At 55.7% G+C, this 15,217-nt stretch carries 14 protein-coding genes; 1 reads left to right on the forward strand and 13 read right to left on the reverse strand.

What is annotated here, in order from left to right:
* Window positions 1-2: 2 nt before the first annotated feature.
* The 7 genes from WDB70_RS03535 to WDB70_RS03565 form a co-directional block, all read right to left on the reverse strand.
* Complete coding sequence (locus WDB70_RS03535; protein ID WP_406666684.1) at window positions 3-1,223, reverse strand: amidohydrolase family protein; 1,221 nt, start codon at window positions 1,221-1,223, stop codon at window positions 3-5.
* A complete protein-coding gene (locus WDB70_RS03540) occupies window positions 1,223-4,201 on the reverse strand; it encodes an amidohydrolase family protein (protein ID WP_406666686.1) in 2,979 nt (992 codons plus the stop codon). The genes WDB70_RS03535 and WDB70_RS03540 overlap by 1 nt, the downstream gene beginning before the upstream one ends.
* An 83-nt stretch (window positions 4,202-4,284) precedes the next feature.
* Window positions 4,285-4,746, reverse strand: coding sequence for a hypothetical protein (locus WDB70_RS03545; protein WP_406666688.1), 462 nt, complete (start codon window positions 4,744-4,746; stop codon window positions 4,285-4,287).
* Between the two features lie 23 nt (window positions 4,747-4,769).
* Complete coding sequence (locus WDB70_RS03550) at window positions 4,770-5,693, reverse strand: LysR family transcriptional regulator (RefSeq protein WP_406666691.1); 924 nt, start codon at window positions 5,691-5,693, stop codon at window positions 4,770-4,772.
* Window positions 5,694-5,909: 216 nt separating this feature from the next.
* Complete coding sequence (locus WDB70_RS03555) at window positions 5,910-6,878, reverse strand: alpha-L-glutamate ligase-like protein (protein WP_406666693.1); 969 nt, start codon at window positions 6,876-6,878, stop codon at window positions 5,910-5,912.
* Window positions 6,875-8,386 carry a UUP1 family membrane protein gene (locus tag WDB70_RS03560; RefSeq protein WP_406666695.1) on the reverse strand — a complete coding sequence of 504 codons (1,512 nt, stop codon included), beginning with the start codon at window positions 8,384-8,386 and terminating at the stop codon, window positions 6,875-6,877. The genes WDB70_RS03555 and WDB70_RS03560 overlap by 4 nt, the downstream gene beginning before the upstream one ends.
* On the reverse strand, window positions 8,383-9,150 hold the full coding sequence (locus WDB70_RS03565; RefSeq protein WP_406666697.1) for an ATP-dependent zinc protease: 768 nt from the start codon (window positions 9,148-9,150) through the stop codon (window positions 8,383-8,385). The genes WDB70_RS03560 and WDB70_RS03565 overlap by 4 nt, the downstream gene beginning before the upstream one ends.
* 150 nt (window positions 9,151-9,300) lie before the next feature.
* Here WDB70_RS03565 and glsB point away from each other — a divergent pair, with 150 nt between their 5' ends.
* Window positions 9,301-10,215, forward strand: a complete 915-nt coding sequence (gene glsB / locus WDB70_RS03570; RefSeq protein WP_406666699.1) for a glutaminase B — start codon at window positions 9,301-9,303, stop codon at window positions 10,213-10,215.
* A gap of 8 nt (window positions 10,216-10,223) precedes the next feature.
* Here the strand turns inward: glsB and WDB70_RS03575 are convergent, their stop codons facing one another.
* From WDB70_RS03575 to cmoA, 6 genes are all read right to left on the reverse strand, one after another.
* Window positions 10,224-10,649, reverse strand: coding sequence for a GNAT family N-acetyltransferase (locus WDB70_RS03575; protein WP_406666701.1), 426 nt, complete (start codon window positions 10,647-10,649; stop codon window positions 10,224-10,226).
* Window positions 10,650-10,766: 117 nt separating this feature from the next.
* Window positions 10,767-11,210, reverse strand: coding sequence for a hypothetical protein (locus WDB70_RS03580; RefSeq protein WP_406666703.1), 444 nt, complete (start codon window positions 11,208-11,210; stop codon window positions 10,767-10,769).
* Window positions 11,211-11,411: 201 nt separating this feature from the next.
* Window positions 11,412-11,852 carry a hypothetical protein gene (locus WDB70_RS03585; RefSeq protein WP_406666705.1) on the reverse strand — a complete coding sequence of 147 codons (441 nt, stop codon included), beginning with the start codon at window positions 11,850-11,852 and terminating at the stop codon, window positions 11,412-11,414.
* Between the two features lie 453 nt (window positions 11,853-12,305).
* On the reverse strand, window positions 12,306-12,569 hold the full coding sequence (locus WDB70_RS03590; protein ID WP_406666708.1) for a hypothetical protein: 264 nt from the start codon (window positions 12,567-12,569) through the stop codon (window positions 12,306-12,308).
* Window positions 12,570-13,494: 925 nt separating this feature from the next.
* Entirely contained in the window at window positions 13,495-14,475 is a 981-nt protein-coding gene (cmoB, locus tag WDB70_RS03595) for a tRNA 5-methoxyuridine(34)/uridine 5-oxyacetic acid(34) synthase CmoB (protein WP_406666710.1), read from the reverse strand.
* A complete protein-coding gene (gene cmoA, locus WDB70_RS03600) occupies window positions 14,472-15,197 on the reverse strand; it encodes a carboxy-S-adenosyl-L-methionine synthase CmoA (RefSeq protein ID WP_406666712.1) in 726 nt (241 codons plus the stop codon). The genes cmoB and cmoA overlap by 4 nt, the downstream gene beginning before the upstream one ends.
* Between the last annotated feature and the right edge of the window lie 20 nt (window positions 15,198-15,217).

Genomic DNA, 15,217 nt, shown 5'->3' on the forward strand with positions numbered 1-15,217 from the left:
AATCATTGCCCTTTTTGCAGGTACTTGCGGTACAGACGTTTCTGGCGATTATCCAGATCCACCTGGCCACCGTCGATATAAAGGGCCTTGATTTTTACGGCGCCGTAATCAAACAGCGGGCTGTCGGTCAGTACCAATGTGGCTGACTTACCGGCTACCAGATCGCCGTAGTCTTTGTCGATACCCAGCAACTGCGCCGGAACCAGGGTAACCGATGCCAGCGCTGCGCTGGCCGGCATGCCCCAGGCTATACTCTGGCCAACGGCAAACGGCAGATCCCGTGCGGCCCAGACACTGGGCAGCCCCAGTGCCACTTTCACGCCGGCATCATGCAGCCGCCCGGCTAGGGTGAAGGCCTGATCATAAGGCGCATCGTTGCTGTCAGGCAGCCCCTGTGGGTCCGTTACCACAACGGCCACCTGCCGTTTGGCCAGAGCCTTGGCCATGGGCTCTGCACCACGGCCACCGACCAATACCCAGTTCAGGCCAAAGCGTTCGGTAAAGCGCAGCACCTGGGCAATAGCCTGGCTGCCATGGGCATGAATAAACAGTGGGATGCGTTTGTCGATCACCCCACCCATGGCTTCCAGGCGGGTATCAACCTGCTGTTGCTGGCCGTCCAGGCGGCGCTGGTGGTAGGCCAGGGCATCGGCCACAAACTGCACCAGTGTTTCGCGGTTGGCTTCGTCTTCAGGCCAGTACAGATGCATGCCGGTGTCGGCCCGTACCAGCATGTCATGGCGGTTCCAGCCATCAAGGCGCATGACACTGGCCCGGCCAGCAATCAAGCCACCTTGCGGGGCAATTTCTGCCAGAGCAATGCCATTGGCACGGATGGTGGGAATAATGTCAGAGTCACCGTTAAAGGCGGTTTCCGCCGCCACTTCTGGCGTCAGTTCGCCCACTTCCTGTTCGTCACGGGTGGCGCGAACGGCGTCAAGCTCCGATAACCCCAGGTAAGTTCCCAGCACAATCAGCCCCGGATACAGGTGCTTGTTGCTGCCATCGATCACTTTGGCGTTAGCCGGTGCCTTGAGCTGCTTGCCAATAGCGACTATACGGCCTTTGGCAAACAGCAGGTCGGTGTCGGCCTGCACGCCATTGGCCACCGAATGCACCGTTGCGTGGGTGATCAGTACCGGTTGTGACTGTGGTTTGGCCGGTACCATATCGTGGCCGAAGGCCGGCAGTGCCAGCAATAATGAGGCAATCAGGATACGCATCACAGAGCCTCCAGGTGGCTGTCAGTGTCTTCACAATGCCAGTGTACAACGGCCGGACGATAGCCCTCGCGGTCACTGGTGGTGGCTTGGTTGGCGCTCAGCACTTTATCAATCAGGCCCTTTTTCTCGGTGTTGATGGCCTGGCGTTCGGCCAGGTCGCGCATCCGGTCAAAATAGCGTTTGCCGTCTACCCAGGTCATTTGCACCCGGGCACTGGCGGTCAGCGGGTTGGCTGACCAGAGCACCAGATCGGCCGCTTTGCCCGCCTTGATCGAGCCTACGTACTGGTCGATTTTCAGCTGTTTGGCCGGGTTGATGGTGACCAGCTTCCAGGCTTCCTGCTCACTCATGCCGCAATAAGAGCGGGATTTGGCCGCTTCCAGATTAAGGCGGCGAATGAGGTCATTGGAGTCAGAGTTGATGGACGTCAGCACGCCCTTGTCATGGAGCACGCAGGCGTTTTCGGCAATCGCGTCATACACCTCAAACTTATAAGCCCACCAGTCGGCAAAGGTTGAGGCGCTGGCGCCGTGCTTACGCAGTTCGTCAGCTACCTTGTAACCTTCCAGAGCGTGGGTGAAGGTTTGCAGGGTAAAACCGAAGTCGTCAGCCACTTCCATCAGCGCCAGAATTTCCGAGGCCACATAGGAATGGGCATGAACAAAACGTTCTTTATTAAGGATCTCCACCAGGGCATCGAGGCGGTAGTCACGCCGAGGCGGTAGGGTTTCCTGCTTGTTGCGCCGCGACAGCAGATCGTAGCGGGTACGGGCTTCCTGATATTCCCGCGCAGTCTGGAAGGCATCTTCCAAAAGGCTTTTTACGCCCATCCGTGACTGCGGGTAGCGGCGGTTAAAATTGTCGCCCCAGTTGGATTGTTTGACGTTTTCGCCGAGCGCAAACTTGATGGTCGGCGGCGCCTCTTTGAATTTCATATTGTTAGCGGTTTCGCCCCAGCGCAGCTTGATCACCTGCGACTGGCCGCCAATGGGGTTGGCGCTGCCGTGCAGCAGTTGCGCGGTGGTGGTGCCACCGGCCAGCGCCCGGTAAATGGCGATGTCATTGGGATTGACCACATCACCGATACGCACTTCTGAGGTGACCGCCTCGGAGGCTTCGTTGACGCCTCCGCTGATGGCGATATGCGAGTGCTCGTCAACAATGCCGGCAGTCAGGTGCATGCCATTGGCATCTATCACCGTAAAGCCACGGGGCACCCGCAGATCTTTGCCAACCCGTTTGATTTTGCCGTCTTCGACCAGCACATCGGTATCCGCCAAGGTGCCATCATCTTCTGATGTCCAGACGGTAGCGTGTTTGATCAGTAACTTTTCCGCCTTCGGGTGGCTGGCCAGGCCATAGGCTTCGTTAGGGAAGCTGAGGCGGCTGAGCAGTTTAAAGGGGGCTTTTTCCTTGGCCGGTTTGGCTGCCAGGGCCTTGATGGCCAGGCTTTGCCACTGGCCCGGGCCGCCACTGGCCAGAGCGGGTTGGCGGTAGCTGTTACTCAAACGCCAGTAATGGTCGCCGTTGTTGTCGTGCCAGCGCAGGTGCAGTTGCTGGTCAAGGTACTGGTGGTGTATCGGGCTAATGGTTTTGTCGCCCTGTTTCAGGCTGACTTTGCCGTCGCTTGTAACCGACAACTGATATTGCCCGGCCTGATATTGCCCCCACAGCGCTGCCAGGCCCATGGGGATCTGGGTGTGTGGCTGGCCCTGAGTCCAGGTTGATAACACTTTTCCGTCTTTGAACAAATCGCCGGAAGCCACCACAAAGTCGGCCATCATGCCGGCTTTGAGCTGGCCGGTCAGGGTACTGACACCGGCAATACGGGCCGGCACCGTGGTCAGCGCCGCCAGGGCGTCCTGCTCACTGAGGCCAGCGCGCACCGCTTGGCGGATCGCCGGCCACACAGAGCCTTCCAGCTTATGGCGGGTAAAAGCCACTGCCACGCCTTTGTTACGCATGACCGCGGCGGTGGTCGGCGCGCGCTCCCAGTGGCGAAGGTCGCCCAACTGTACCTGATACTGCTCTGCCTGGGTGGTCACGGCTGGCGGTTTTGGAAAGGTCAGCGGCAGCACCAGTGTTTTGGCTACCTTGGCCACTTCCCCGGCGCGGTCATACTCAAAATTAGAACCCACATAGACCGGCTGGTAGCCGGCTTTTTTGAACAGCGCGGCGGCGCTTAGCAGTTCGTCCTCGTGGCGGGTGGCCATCATTATGCCGTGTTGCTGCAAAGTGCCGAGGGCAGCCAGATCCGCATTGGTTTCGAGCTTGGCGGCGGCGTCTTGGTGGCTGCGAGCATCTTTATACCAGGCGGCATCTGACAGCGTCTGGCGCACCAGCGCTATGGCGCCCATCAACGAGTTCGGATAGGCCTGCTGGGAGCTGCCTTTATCAAACGACATAAACTGCCGGCCGCTGTCGTTATAAATCAGTTGATTGGGTGGCAGCTGTGCCAGAGACAGCGCTACCCCGTAGCCCTGGAAAATACCGTCAAGGCGGGCACTGGCGACACTGGTGAAACCGTCTTTGAGATAGGTGCGGGCGCTGTCCTGGTCGGCCTGAAACTGCTGGCGCCATTGCTGACTGGCATGAATGGCGGCATTAAAGGCCTGGGCACCGGGGCGCGGCCAGCTATAGTGCGGCGGTGCTGTTGTGGCTGGCCCATAGGCGGTTTGCGGCAGGCCGTAATTGCTGTAAGGGTCAACAAAACCGGGGTAAATCCAGGCTCCCTTGGTGTCGATGAGTCGGGCCCCGGTGGGAATGTCGTCGCCGACACTCAGAATACGGCCATCGCGGATCACCAGCGTCGCATCATGCTGTATCTGGCCTGGCTCTGTGACCAGGGTGGCGTGCGTGAATGCAACGGTTTCGCCGGCCTTGGGGTACAGGCCGTGCGGGCTGGCGGTCTGAGTGCTACTGGCCCAGCTGAGGCTGCTGGCGAACAGAGCGAGTGTGGCTACAGTAAACCTTGCCATGGCATCAAAGTATCCGGTTATGTTGACTGATTTATATCAACACAGTGGTTACAGTGGCGCAACGACTTGGAGACAAAGTGCTGTCAAAGTGCGTTTGAAGCGTTGTCGTCGTCTTGCAGGCGGATGGCGTTAATGAAATGAGTCAGGGTGTTGATGTCATCATCGTTAAAGCTGTGATAGAAGGCCTGAAAACGCCGCAGTGGCTGCTGGCGCAGGTGCAGGTTGATATCCAGATCATTGCCATCGCGGTCATCGGCGGCAGAAACCGACAGCACTTCGCTGACCGGAACACTAAAGGGGGCGGAGCCATCGGCCGGCGCTACCCACAAGTCGTCACCACGCACTGCCATAAACACTTCCACGGTGTTATTGAGCACCCGATATACCAGCAAAATTGCCAGCACTCCGGCGGGCAGTGGCAACCATACCGGTAAGCCAAGTGCTGGCAACAGTAACCCTGCCGCCGCGAGCAGTGCAGCCACAAGCAGTAAATGAGTATTGAGCGGTTTGGTGCGTTGTAGCTGTGCCGGGGCAATACTGTCCATCGGTTTACCTGCTGTACAAGCGGTTAGGGTTGCGAGCTGGCCGTCACCGGCACTGACTCGCTATCAGGATGATTGGCCAGCAGGCAGTCTGCCAGTAAGCGGCTGCCCGGGCCAAGGCGATCCGGATCGGGGATCACCAAATGCAGCAGGGCACTGCGTTTGCCGCCGTCCTGAATGGCCAGTTGCTGTAAATCACCGCGGGCCAGCTCGGCCGTGACCCAATGGGCCGGCGCCCAGATAAACCCAAGCCCGGCCCGCAGCACTGTCAGCGCATCGCTAAAGTGGTTGAAGGTCCAGCGGTTCTCCGCCTTCAGCCAGCCGATGGTTTCTTTCGGTTGCAGTGCCGTATCGCGGATCACCAGTTGCAGCTCTTTGGCCAGTTCATCACCGCTAATGGCTTCACTACGGCTGGCCAGCGGGTGGCTGTGGTGCACCACTGGCAGAATATCAATGCTGGTCAACACTTTACCCATAAAGCCCTTGGGTATCATGCTGGTAATGGCCACATCGGCCCGCCCTTGAGTAATAAATTCTTCGGTGCCTGTCAGTACGGTGTGGTACACCTGTAGTCTTGAGCCGCGGCTGTCCGGTACAAAGCGTTGCAGTGCCTGGCTCAGCAGCGCTGGCGGGTAGATGGATTCCACCGCCAGGCGGATCTCCGGCTCCCAGCCACATTCAATATTACGGGCCAGCGATTCGAGGGTTTCTACCGTATCGGTCAGCGCCCGGGAACGGCGCAGCAGCACTTCGCCGGTACTGGTCAGTACCGCCTTGCGGCCTTTGACTTCCAGCAGGGTAACGCCCAGTTGATCCTGCAACTTGGCCACAGCGTGGTTCAGTGATGATGGGCTTTTGTTCAGTGCTTCTGCTGCTTGTGCATAGCCGCCGTTATCTACCACGGCCTGAAGCATACGCCATTGTTCTAGCGTGGTTTTTTGCCTGTACATGGTAAGTTATCCCTACCTCTGTAATGCCTTACTGGCGCAGTTTAGCCAGTGTTTGGTGACATTAATTCAAATATTTTCACGAAAACGTTTTCTTTTAAAAAACGCTATGGCATAGTGACTTCATGGTGAGCGAACAAGCACGCCATTTATGTGCATGTTTGTTATCAATCATCCTGTGAAGCCAAACCCCCGTAGGGATTTCCTGCGGGGTTTTTTTTAGCTTGCGGTCGGCATCGCCGTGGCCACGGCAAAAGCCTGCATGGCGTAGCGTACCCGCTCGGCAACCGAGCTGTGGCCGCGGGGCAAGCGTTCAATTTCTTTTAGGCGCGGCAGCAGGCCAACGCCATTGGCCACCTGAATAGACAACCCCGGCCGGGCGTTCAGTTCCAGCAGCAAGGGCCCTTTATTCTTGTCCAGCACCAGATCGGTACCGATATAACCCAGGGCGGTCATGTCATAGCAGCTGGCGGCCAGTTCCAGCAGCGTTTGCCACTGGGGAATGCGGATGTCGGTGAGCAGGCGGCCGGTATCGGGGTGGTGGGTTACCACATCACCGAATTGCACGGCATTGAGGCAGCGGCCACTGGCAATATCCAAACCTACCCCGACTGCGCCCTGGTGCAGGTTGGCTTTGCCGTCAGAGGCGCGGGTAGCGCAGCGCAGCATGGCCATTACCGGGTAGCCCTTGAAGACGATGATGCGTACATCCGGCACACCCTGAAAGGAAAAGCCGTCAAAGATATCGTCAAACTCAATCAGCTCTTCGATGATCGCCACATCCGGCTTGCCGCCCAGTGAATAGAGGCCAGCGAGGATGTTGGTCATGTGCCGTTTGACATTTTCAAGGCTTATCACTGCGCCCGAGGCTTTCACATAGTCGGCGCCATCGCGGCCGGTGATCACCAAAATGCCTTTGCCACCGGAGCCTTTGGCAGGCTTGATGGCAAAAGAGGCAAAGTTGGTGACCAGCTCAGCCACGTGCTCAATTTCATGTTGTTGCTGCACCACCGCCAGCAACCGTGGCACCGTCACCTGATGCTTTTCAGCCAACAGCTTGGTCTTGAGCTTGTTATCAACCAGTGGGTACAAGGCGCGGCGGTTATAGCGGCCAATGTAAGCCACGTTGCGCCGGTTCATACCCAAAATACCGGCCCGTCTCAGGGCAAAGGGGCTGGCCAGCTTCATTGGCGGTCCACCAGTGGTTTGAAGCGCTTAAGCTCGGTGAGCTTGTAGCCTTTGTATTGGCCCATCAGCATGATCAGCGCCAGCAGTACCAGGTGCAGCTCAGGGAAGTTAAAGGTGAGGTGGCTGACCAGTTGTGACTGCATGGCCAGATAAGCAATAACGGCGACCAGCAGTGATCCGCCTCCCTGTACCAGCACTTCGCGCGGGCCGTCTTCTTCCCAGAGAATGGACATCCGTTCAATGGTCCAGGCCATGATGATCATCGGGAAGAAGGTAATGGTCATACCGGTATTAAAGCCCAGCCGGTAACCCACCAGACTCATAATGGCGATGATAAACACCACCAGAATAACCAAGGTGGCTATCCTGGCCACCAGCAATAAGTTAAGCCTCGACAGGTAGCCCCTGAGCAGCAGCCCCAGCGCCACAATGGTGACAAAACTGACCATGCCGGGCAGTAGCGAAGTCTGCAAAAAGGCCACCGCAATCAGTACCGGCATAAAGGTGCCAGAGGTCTTGATGCCAACAATAATACGCATCAGCACCACCACGGCGGCGCCGATGGGCAACAGCAGCAGCAGCTTGAACATCGACTGCTCTTCAATGGGCAGCTGGTAAATGGCAAACAGCCCGAAGCCATTGGTGGCAGCCTGAGCCTGCGCCAGCTGCAAGGCCGGTACAGTTTGCTTGATGATGGAAAACGATACCCCTGAGCTGGTGCCGCCGCTGACATCCAGCAGCGACTTGCCCTGGCTGTGCCACATCAGCAGGTTTTGTGGCAGGCCCTGGTCACCGCTGCGCGGGTCAAACACCAGCCAGTGGCCACTGGCAAAAATTTCCAGAAAGGAGGTCAGGCTCTGGCGGCGGCGGGCGTCTTCCAGGTACAGCCCCTGGGATATACGCGCCGGCACCCCGGCCTGGTTCAACAGCCGCACCAGCAGTTCAGGTTCTTTAAACGTCGTCAGCAGCAATGCTGCATTCTGGCCCGGCTCTGGCTGGGTAACCAGTTTGATCAGCTCGCGGGTCAATGACTGCGGGCTGGACGAGCGCTGCGACGCCTGGCTCAGCAGTTGCCCGGCAGCGGTGGCCTGGGGTTCATCCCATTCAACCGGCTCGGCTTTGGGCGGTGTTTGCGGCGTCCGGCGCTGGCTGTCGGCGGCGGTCAGAAACTGCGCCTTGTAGTACAGGGTTTGCGGGCCAACAGCGCGGTGAATAGACCATTCACCGCGGCGGTTACCGTCATGCTGAATAATGGAAAAACCATAACCGGGGCTGGCAGCCTGTTCTGACACCAGCTGGAAGCCGGGCGGGTTGTCGGGCAAGTCCATGCTCACCAGCACCGGCTCGTTGTGCGCCATAAATCCCACTCGGGCCTCAACCAGCCATACCGGCCGCTGTTTGCCCGGCAGCCAGGGAATATCCATATTCATATGGCGGGCAATGGCCAGGCCCAGGCCGGTCAATATCAGCAAGGCGACAATGGTGTAGAACGGCGCACGGGAGATCATTTTTTGCTGTTCTCGTCAGTCAGTTTTGGCAGTTTCAGGCTGTATTCCTTGCCCACGTCTACCACCATGACGTCACGCAGAATGTTGCGGCCAATCAGCACCGGGTATTCCAGGTGCGAACGATCAGACAGGTTGAATTCGGCCCGCTGGCTAATGGGGCCAATATCAAAACGGAATTCCACCACCGGCCGGCGCTCACCTTCTTCTGACACCGACTGCAAAATACGCACCCAGCGCAGTACTTTGCGCTCTACGGTCATGTAGTGGTTGCCTTTGTCGTCGGTGGGCACTTTAAAGCGCACCCAGTCTTCGCCGTCGCGTTCAAAGGGCTTGATGTCACGGGCGTCCAGCGACGCCGAGGTAGCACCAGTATCAATACGGGCAGTCAGCACCACATCAGAAGGGTGCAAGCGAACTTTTTCCAGGGCGCCAACAATGAGTTTGTCGTCCTTCACGGGCATGGGGGTAGCCTCCGGGCATTGCATTCGTGGGCTCGGTGGGCAAACCACCGGCTTGGTTTTCTTGACGAGCTTGGCTTTGATGCTGGCCAGCAGCGCTTTTTGCGGCTGTTGGGCAGCTTCAATATCGGCACGGCTCAATGGTTGTTGCTTGGCCAGGGTGTCCAGTACTTGCTGCTGGCGTTTATCCACCTCGGCCAGTTGGTTACTGAGTTTGTCCAGCTGCTGCTGAGTCTGTGGCGACGGTGTTTGCACACAGGCTTGTAAACTCAGGGCAGCGAGCAATATCCCCAGCGCTTTGCGCATTGGTTACATCCTTTTTGCATGGCGTAGCGGTTGAATAAACAGTGTCTTACAACTGGCGGAAAATGCAAAGCAGATGCGTGGCTTACAACCATTGCTTTTTTAGCTTGAGGGCGGACAATAAGGCCCCTTTCTTGCCGCCGGTGTGATGCCATGCAGTTGCAGCCGTTACTTGACCAGCTAAATGACGCCGCTCCCCGCCAGTTCGGTAAAGGCACTGTAGCCAACTATATTCCAGCACTGGCTGAGGTGCCGGCTGAGCAGTTTGGTATTGCCGTTTACACCGTAGACGGCCAGCTCTATCAAAGCGGCGCGGCCAATACGCGGTTTTCCATTCAGAGTATTTCCAAGGCGTTTTCACTGGCCATGGCCATGAACCGCCATGGTGAGGCGCTGTGGGAGCGGGTAGGCAAGGAGCCATCAGGCAATGCCTTTAACTCACTGGTGCAGCTGGAATTTGAAAAGGGCATTCCCCGTAACCCCTTCATTAATGCCGGGGCGCTGGTGGTGGCCGACAGCCTCTGTTCGCGGTTGTCGGCGCCGGTGCACGCCATGCTGGAAACCGCCAGGCTACGGGCCGGCGACAGCTCTATCATCATTGACCGCAAAGTGGCGGACTCTGAATACCAGCATCGCTACCGTAACGCCGCCATGGCCAACCTGATGAAAAGCTTCGGCAACTTTGAAAATGACGTCGACAAGGTGCTACGCGCATATTTCAGCTACTGCGCCATTTCCATGAGCTGTGTGGAACTGGCCAAGGCTTTCAGCTTTTTGGCCACCGACGGTGTTTGCCTACAAAGTGGCCAGCGCTGGCTCAGTAAACGCCAGACCCAGCAAATGAATGCCTTGCTGTTTACCTCGGGGCTTTATGACGCCGCAGGCGACTTTGCTTACCGGGTAGGCATGCCCGGTAAAAGTGGTGTGGGTGGCGGTATTGTCTGTGTGCTGCCGGGGCGTTTTACGGTGTGCGTGTTTGCCCCGGAGCTGAATGAATTTGGCAACTCGGTGGTGGGCTTGTGGGCCCTTGAAGAGCTGTCTAAGGCGTTGGATTTAAGCCTTTTTTAAAGCGCCATTTACAGCTTTTTGATCAGGCAGTAAGTGATGTGGCCTTGAGGGTGGTCAGGCAGTTCGCCGTATACCGTAAAACCGCATTTTTCATAAAAAGGCCGGGCCTGAAAGCTCAGGGTTTCGGTACGCAGGTAACCAAAACCTTCTGCCCGGGCAAAGGCCTCGGCCTCATCGATAAGCCGCCGCCCCACGCCTGCCCCCCGAGCGCCGTCAGCCAGCCAGAGCAGTTCAATAATGCAGTAATGCCAAAAGGCCGTCGCCCGCAGGCCGCCTTGCACTACGCCGTCGTCATCCTTGGCCAGCACCACAAACTTATTGTCAGCTTCAAACACCACCTCGTCGGGCAGGTAGTGTTGGTTGTAGGACTGAATGCCCCGGCTCAGGGTATTGAGTTCTGCTTCAGTGGGCGTGGTGGTCAGTTCAATGTGCATGTGGGGATTCTTTTTGTTGAGATGCGGGCAGGGGCTCTGTACTAAGCGCATGAACGATGGCCCAGTGCTCTTGCTCGGCATACAGATGGCCCTCCGACGTTGTCGTGTTGCTATGCGTTATTCAGATTGTTTTAGCCAGTGCAAGCCGCGCAGGGTTATGGCGCCAGAAAGGCTGCATAAACCAAGAAAAAGAGAGCCGAAGAACCATATCGTCAGACCAAAGAATATGGTGCTGAGGTCATGGATGTAGTGTCCGTTTGATTTTATAGTGTCAGCCCCGAGCAGGGCAGAGAGAACCAAGAGCAATATAATGACCCCTAAACCAACAGATGCGCTGGCTACGGCATGAAAAACCAGCTTGCCGGTATGGGATAAGGGTTTTTCTGGTTCGGCCAGTGATTTACCGGTGATGCTGTGATATTCGCTTTCGAGTTGCTTAATCTTGGTTGCCAATTCGGCCCGGTGTTGCTCAAGAGCGACTTTTCTTTGCGGATGTGCTTGGGTATCGATAGTTTCAAGAGCTTCATTTACTTCAGCCCATGTGTATTTTTCAATGTTCATGGTTTTACTTTTTTATAGATTAATTAAATGGTGGTTTTTCAATAAGGCAATGGTTATATAGAACGAAATAACAGTCCTGATAAAGGGTTCTGTTATGGCAGGGGCGCCCTGCACGCGCCTGACTTTTTTGGGGGGAAAGTCAGCAAAACCCTTGCCCATGTTTCACTGGCGCGGCACTTAACGGGCAGAAAGCAGCTGAGATTAATAGTTACTTATTAAGTATTTGTATACCTTACACTGATGAGGACTCATATGTTTTGCCCAGTGAAAAAATTGCTCAGAATAATACTCACTGGCTTTGATTTTACCTTTTTCATACTGAAACATACGCCACATTCCATGCAGTCCATTAAGCCAAAGAGATAATACAATCACAAACACAATGTAATAGGCTGAATTAGCATAAATGTTCTCACCTGACTTCAGTTTTGAGTAACCTAATGTGATGCCAAAAATCAACAACAGGAATACTGTTTCTACAAAAATAGCAAACGGCGATATTATCAAAGGACTGGTCAGCCAAGCCTGGTTTAAGCAATTTCCTTTTAAACTTACGGCAGTAAAAACAAGAAAAGTTTGAAAAATGAAGTAAAAAAGTATAACTGAGAAAGACAAAAGGATTTTTTCATTGTGCAATTTCATGAAGTATCCTTACTAATCGATAAATTAACGTTCTGAAGAGGTATTACGGTAGCGGCGTCCCAGTGAGCGCAAGTGAATGATGTTCACCCGATAAAACGGACATGCGTACAAGCCGGTGCGGGAACCGGCACACAAATAGCTGTGCCGCAGGCGCATCAAAACCCAGTTGGCATCCACGTTGAGCCGATTTTGAATAGTTGGCCCAGTACTTACCGGCTTTATTGCAGGGGGGCGCCCCTGCAGGCGCCTGACTTTTGTGGGGCAAAAGTCAGCAAAACCCTTGCCCATGTTCCGCGCTGACGCTGTGTTCGTCATTCCCGGTTCACCGGTTCATACGTGTGTCCCGACACGTATGAACCTGCTTCGGCGTCCTGCCTCAGCTGAACCTCCCATTCCTGCCACAGCGGCGCTGCACTTAACGGGCAGAAAGTGACTGAGATCCACAGTTACTTTTTATGAGTTTGCATTTGCTTCTATACGTTTGCGCTCTGACGCTAATTTAATTGCTTTGATCATGCACCAAAGAACAATTGGGACAGCAATAATAAACATACCATTTACAATGGTTTCGTTTTTAAGAAATTCGAATATTGGCTTGTTGCCTTTGTCAAATTTCGCGTGAAGGCCTAGTCCAATCATAATCATCGGGATGACATCTATAAGCCCCAGTTTGATAAATTCTTTTTCGATTTCCTTTATTCTCTTTTCATTGTTCATGTATGTCTCCTTTATCTAAACTTTATCGAGCTAATAAAAGTCTGTTGATGAGGTCTTCGGCCTCAAAATAATTATCTATGTATATACTTTTGAATTCTGATTCTCGCTTCATAATTATTTTAAAAAACAACTTGAAACTTCGATGCATGAATAAAAAGATGCTTTTTCGATATCATGCCACACAGCGGGTATATGGTTTACATCCATTTCATGGATGAAGTGTCACAAATTCAACTCTGCAATGCAACACTCGCCTATGACGTCTCTAAAAGCTGTCTATCTAATCACTACACAGCGCCACCTACCTTTTCGAACCTGCATGTCTGCCAGTATGGCTCTCGGGGCCCTTTAAGTGCAGCGCCGGGGTGGAAGCTGCGATAGGGCAGTTGAGCCAGGGATGGCGAAACAGGTAAGTACGTGTCAGGACACGCGTACGAGCCGGTGCCCGGCAAGCGGCTTCCAGCACGGTTAGAGCGTAACGCTGGGGTGGCCTTCTTTCGGTTCCTTTCTTTGGCCAAGCAAGAAAGGAACCCGCCTGCCGGTGCGGGAACCGGCAAATAAACAGCAGTGCCGCAGGCACATCAAAATCCAGTATTTATTGCAGGGGGGCGCCCCTGCACGCGCCTGACTTTTGTGGGGAAAAAGTCAGCAAAACCCTTGCCCATGTTCCGCTGGCGCTGCACTTAACGGGCAGAGAGCAGTGACTGCCTCGCCAGTTATTACCAGAGTCTATTAAAGCGGGTGAAGTTCAGCGGCTCGTGAACTGTACGGGAACACCGTTATCAGGGTGGGGGTTGGGCACGCTACCGCCCTTAGGTTGACGGGCCCTAGCTTCCCTGTACTGCCGGTGGTGTCCTTACATTACCGACAGTATCAGGGGTGGGATTGCTTGCCAAATCAAGGGTTAAGTAATGTGAGCCAGCGCTCAGCAGGCGGTGGCAATGAGCACGGCGCGTTTTGGGGCGGGGTGGCCTTCTATGGTTTTGTTTGGGTCTTGTGGGTCGAGAAAGTCGGCCAGTGATTCGTTGCGCATCCAGTCGGTGCGGCGCTGTTCGTCGGTGCTGGTTTGGTCAATGTCGACGATGCGAATATTACTAAAGCCGCAGCGGCTTACCCAGCGGCACAGGGCCTTGGCAGAGGGCAGGAACCAGACGTTACGCATTTGCGCGTAGCGGTCTTCGGGCACCAGCACGGCGGTGTCGTCGCCGTCTATAACCAGGGTTTCCAGCACCAGTTCGCCGCCGTCTTTTAACTGTGCGCGCAGTTGTTCGATGTGTTCGATGGGGCTTTTGCGGTGGTACAACACGCCCATTGAAAACACCGTGTCAAAGGCGTGCAGGGCGGGCATTTGCTGAATACCGAGCGGCAGCAAGTCAATGGGTAAGTCCGGGCGGGCGGCGCGGGCGAAGTGCTTGATGGCCTGAAACTGAATAAGAAACAAGTCCGACGGGTCTATGCCCACCACTCGCCAGGCGCCTTCGCCGAGCATCCGCCACATGTGGTAGCCACTGCCGCAGCCGACATCCAGCACGAAGCGGTTTTTCAGCGGTGACAGGTGCGGCAGTACCCGGTCCCACTTCCAGTCGGAACGCCATTCGGTGTCAATGTGCACGCCGTGCACATGGTAGGGCCCTTTGCGCCAGGGGTGGAATTTTTGCAGCAAGCCTGCAATGGCCTTTTGGGTGCTGGCGGGCACGTCGCCAGGGGCGCCAATGGTAACGCTGTTTTTGATATCCAGCGCGCTGGCGGGCACCTCGGGTAGCTGGCCCAGAATGCGCAGCCAGTGGCGAAACTCGCCGTGGCGAGCGCTGTCTTCCCACTGCCGTAGCTGGCCGGGCAGCACTTCTAACCAGTGGCTGAGCTGGCTTTCGGCAATGTCGGCGTAAAAGCGCTGAAACCAGTTCATTTGATGGCCACCATCGAGGCAAAGTTGTAGCACTGATACCACAGCTGGCGGTGGCTGAACCCGGCCTTTTCCAGGCGCGCCAGGTGCTGCTCGGGGCTGTCGGGGCGCATCACGTTTTCAATGGCGGTGCGCTTTTGGGCAATTTCCAGCTCGGAATAACCGTTGTCGCGCTTAAAGTCCCAGTGCAGTTCGCACAACAGATCATTGATGGCGCTGTCGGTGAACACCAGCTTTTCCGACAGCAGCAACAAACCGCCCGGGCGCAGGCCGGCATAAACCTTGTTGATCAGCGCGTCGCGGTCATCGGGGGGTAAAAACTGCAAGGTGAAGTTCAGTACCACCATGGAGGCGTTGCTGATGTCGATATGGCGAATATCGGCCTGCTGCACCTGGGTGTGCACCTGGCCTTTATAGGCGCTGAGCTGGCGTTCGGCGCGGCTGACCATGGCCTCCGAGCTGTCGATGGCCAGCAGCTCAACGCCGTCGGCGTCTACCGCCCGTTTGATGGCCAGGCTCGCCGCCCCCAGCGAACAGCCCAAATCGTAAACGCGGCTGTTGGCGGTAACAAAGCGCGGCGCCAGCTTGCCGATGGTGTGCAAAATGGTGGTATAGCCCGGCACCGAGCGGTTGATCATGTCGTTAAATACATCGGCTACCTGCTCGTCAAAGGTGAAGTCTTTAACGGCGGTGTGGGGCTGGGAATAGATACGATCCTGCGACATGACAAACCCTTCGTATTGCA

Source organism: Gallaecimonas aegicerasi, from assembly GCF_045291545.1.
GTDB lineage: Bacteria > Pseudomonadota > Gammaproteobacteria > Enterobacterales > Gallaecimonadaceae > Gallaecimonas.

Excerpts from the sequence above, each read along its gene's own strand:
- WDB70_RS03535 (WP_406666684.1), bottom strand. The coding sequence starts at position 1,223 with ATGCGTATCCTGATTGCCTCATTATTGCTGGCACTGCCGGCCTTCGGC.
- WDB70_RS03540 (WP_406666686.1), bottom strand. The coding sequence starts at position 4,201 with ATGGCAAGGTTTACTGTAGCCACACTCGCTCTGTTCGCCAGCAGCCTC.
- WDB70_RS03545 (WP_406666688.1), bottom strand. The coding sequence starts at position 4,746 with ATGGACAGTATTGCCCCGGCACAGCTACAACGCACCAAACCGCTCAAT.
- WDB70_RS03550 (WP_406666691.1), bottom strand. The coding sequence starts at position 5,693 with ATGTACAGGCAAAAAACCACGCTAGAACAATGGCGTATGCTTCAGGCC.
- WDB70_RS03555 (WP_406666693.1), bottom strand. The coding sequence starts at position 6,878 with ATGAAGCTGGCCAGCCCCTTTGCCCTGAGACGGGCCGGTATTTTGGGT.
- WDB70_RS03560 (WP_406666695.1), bottom strand. The coding sequence starts at position 8,386 with ATGATCTCCCGTGCGCCGTTCTACACCATTGTCGCCTTGCTGATATTG.
- WDB70_RS03565 (WP_406666697.1), bottom strand. The coding sequence starts at position 9,150 with ATGCGCAAAGCGCTGGGGATATTGCTCGCTGCCCTGAGTTTACAAGCC.
- glsB (WP_406666699.1), top strand. The coding sequence starts at position 9,301 with ATGCAGTTGCAGCCGTTACTTGACCAGCTAAATGACGCCGCTCCCCGC.
- WDB70_RS03575 (WP_406666701.1), bottom strand. The coding sequence starts at position 10,649 with ATGCACATTGAACTGACCACCACGCCCACTGAAGCAGAACTCAATACC.
- WDB70_RS03580 (WP_406666703.1), bottom strand. The coding sequence starts at position 11,210 with ATGAACATTGAAAAATACACATGGGCTGAAGTAAATGAAGCTCTTGAA.
- WDB70_RS03585 (WP_406666705.1), bottom strand. The coding sequence starts at position 11,852 with ATGAAATTGCACAATGAAAAAATCCTTTTGTCTTTCTCAGTTATACTT.
- WDB70_RS03590 (WP_406666708.1), bottom strand. The coding sequence starts at position 12,569 with ATGAACAATGAAAAGAGAATAAAGGAAATCGAAAAAGAATTTATCAAA.
- cmoB (WP_406666710.1), bottom strand. The coding sequence starts at position 14,475 with ATGAACTGGTTTCAGCGCTTTTACGCCGACATTGCCGAAAGCCAGCTC.
- cmoA (WP_406666712.1), bottom strand. The coding sequence starts at position 15,197 with ATGTCGCAGGATCGTATCTATTCCCAGCCCCACACCGCCGTTAAAGAC.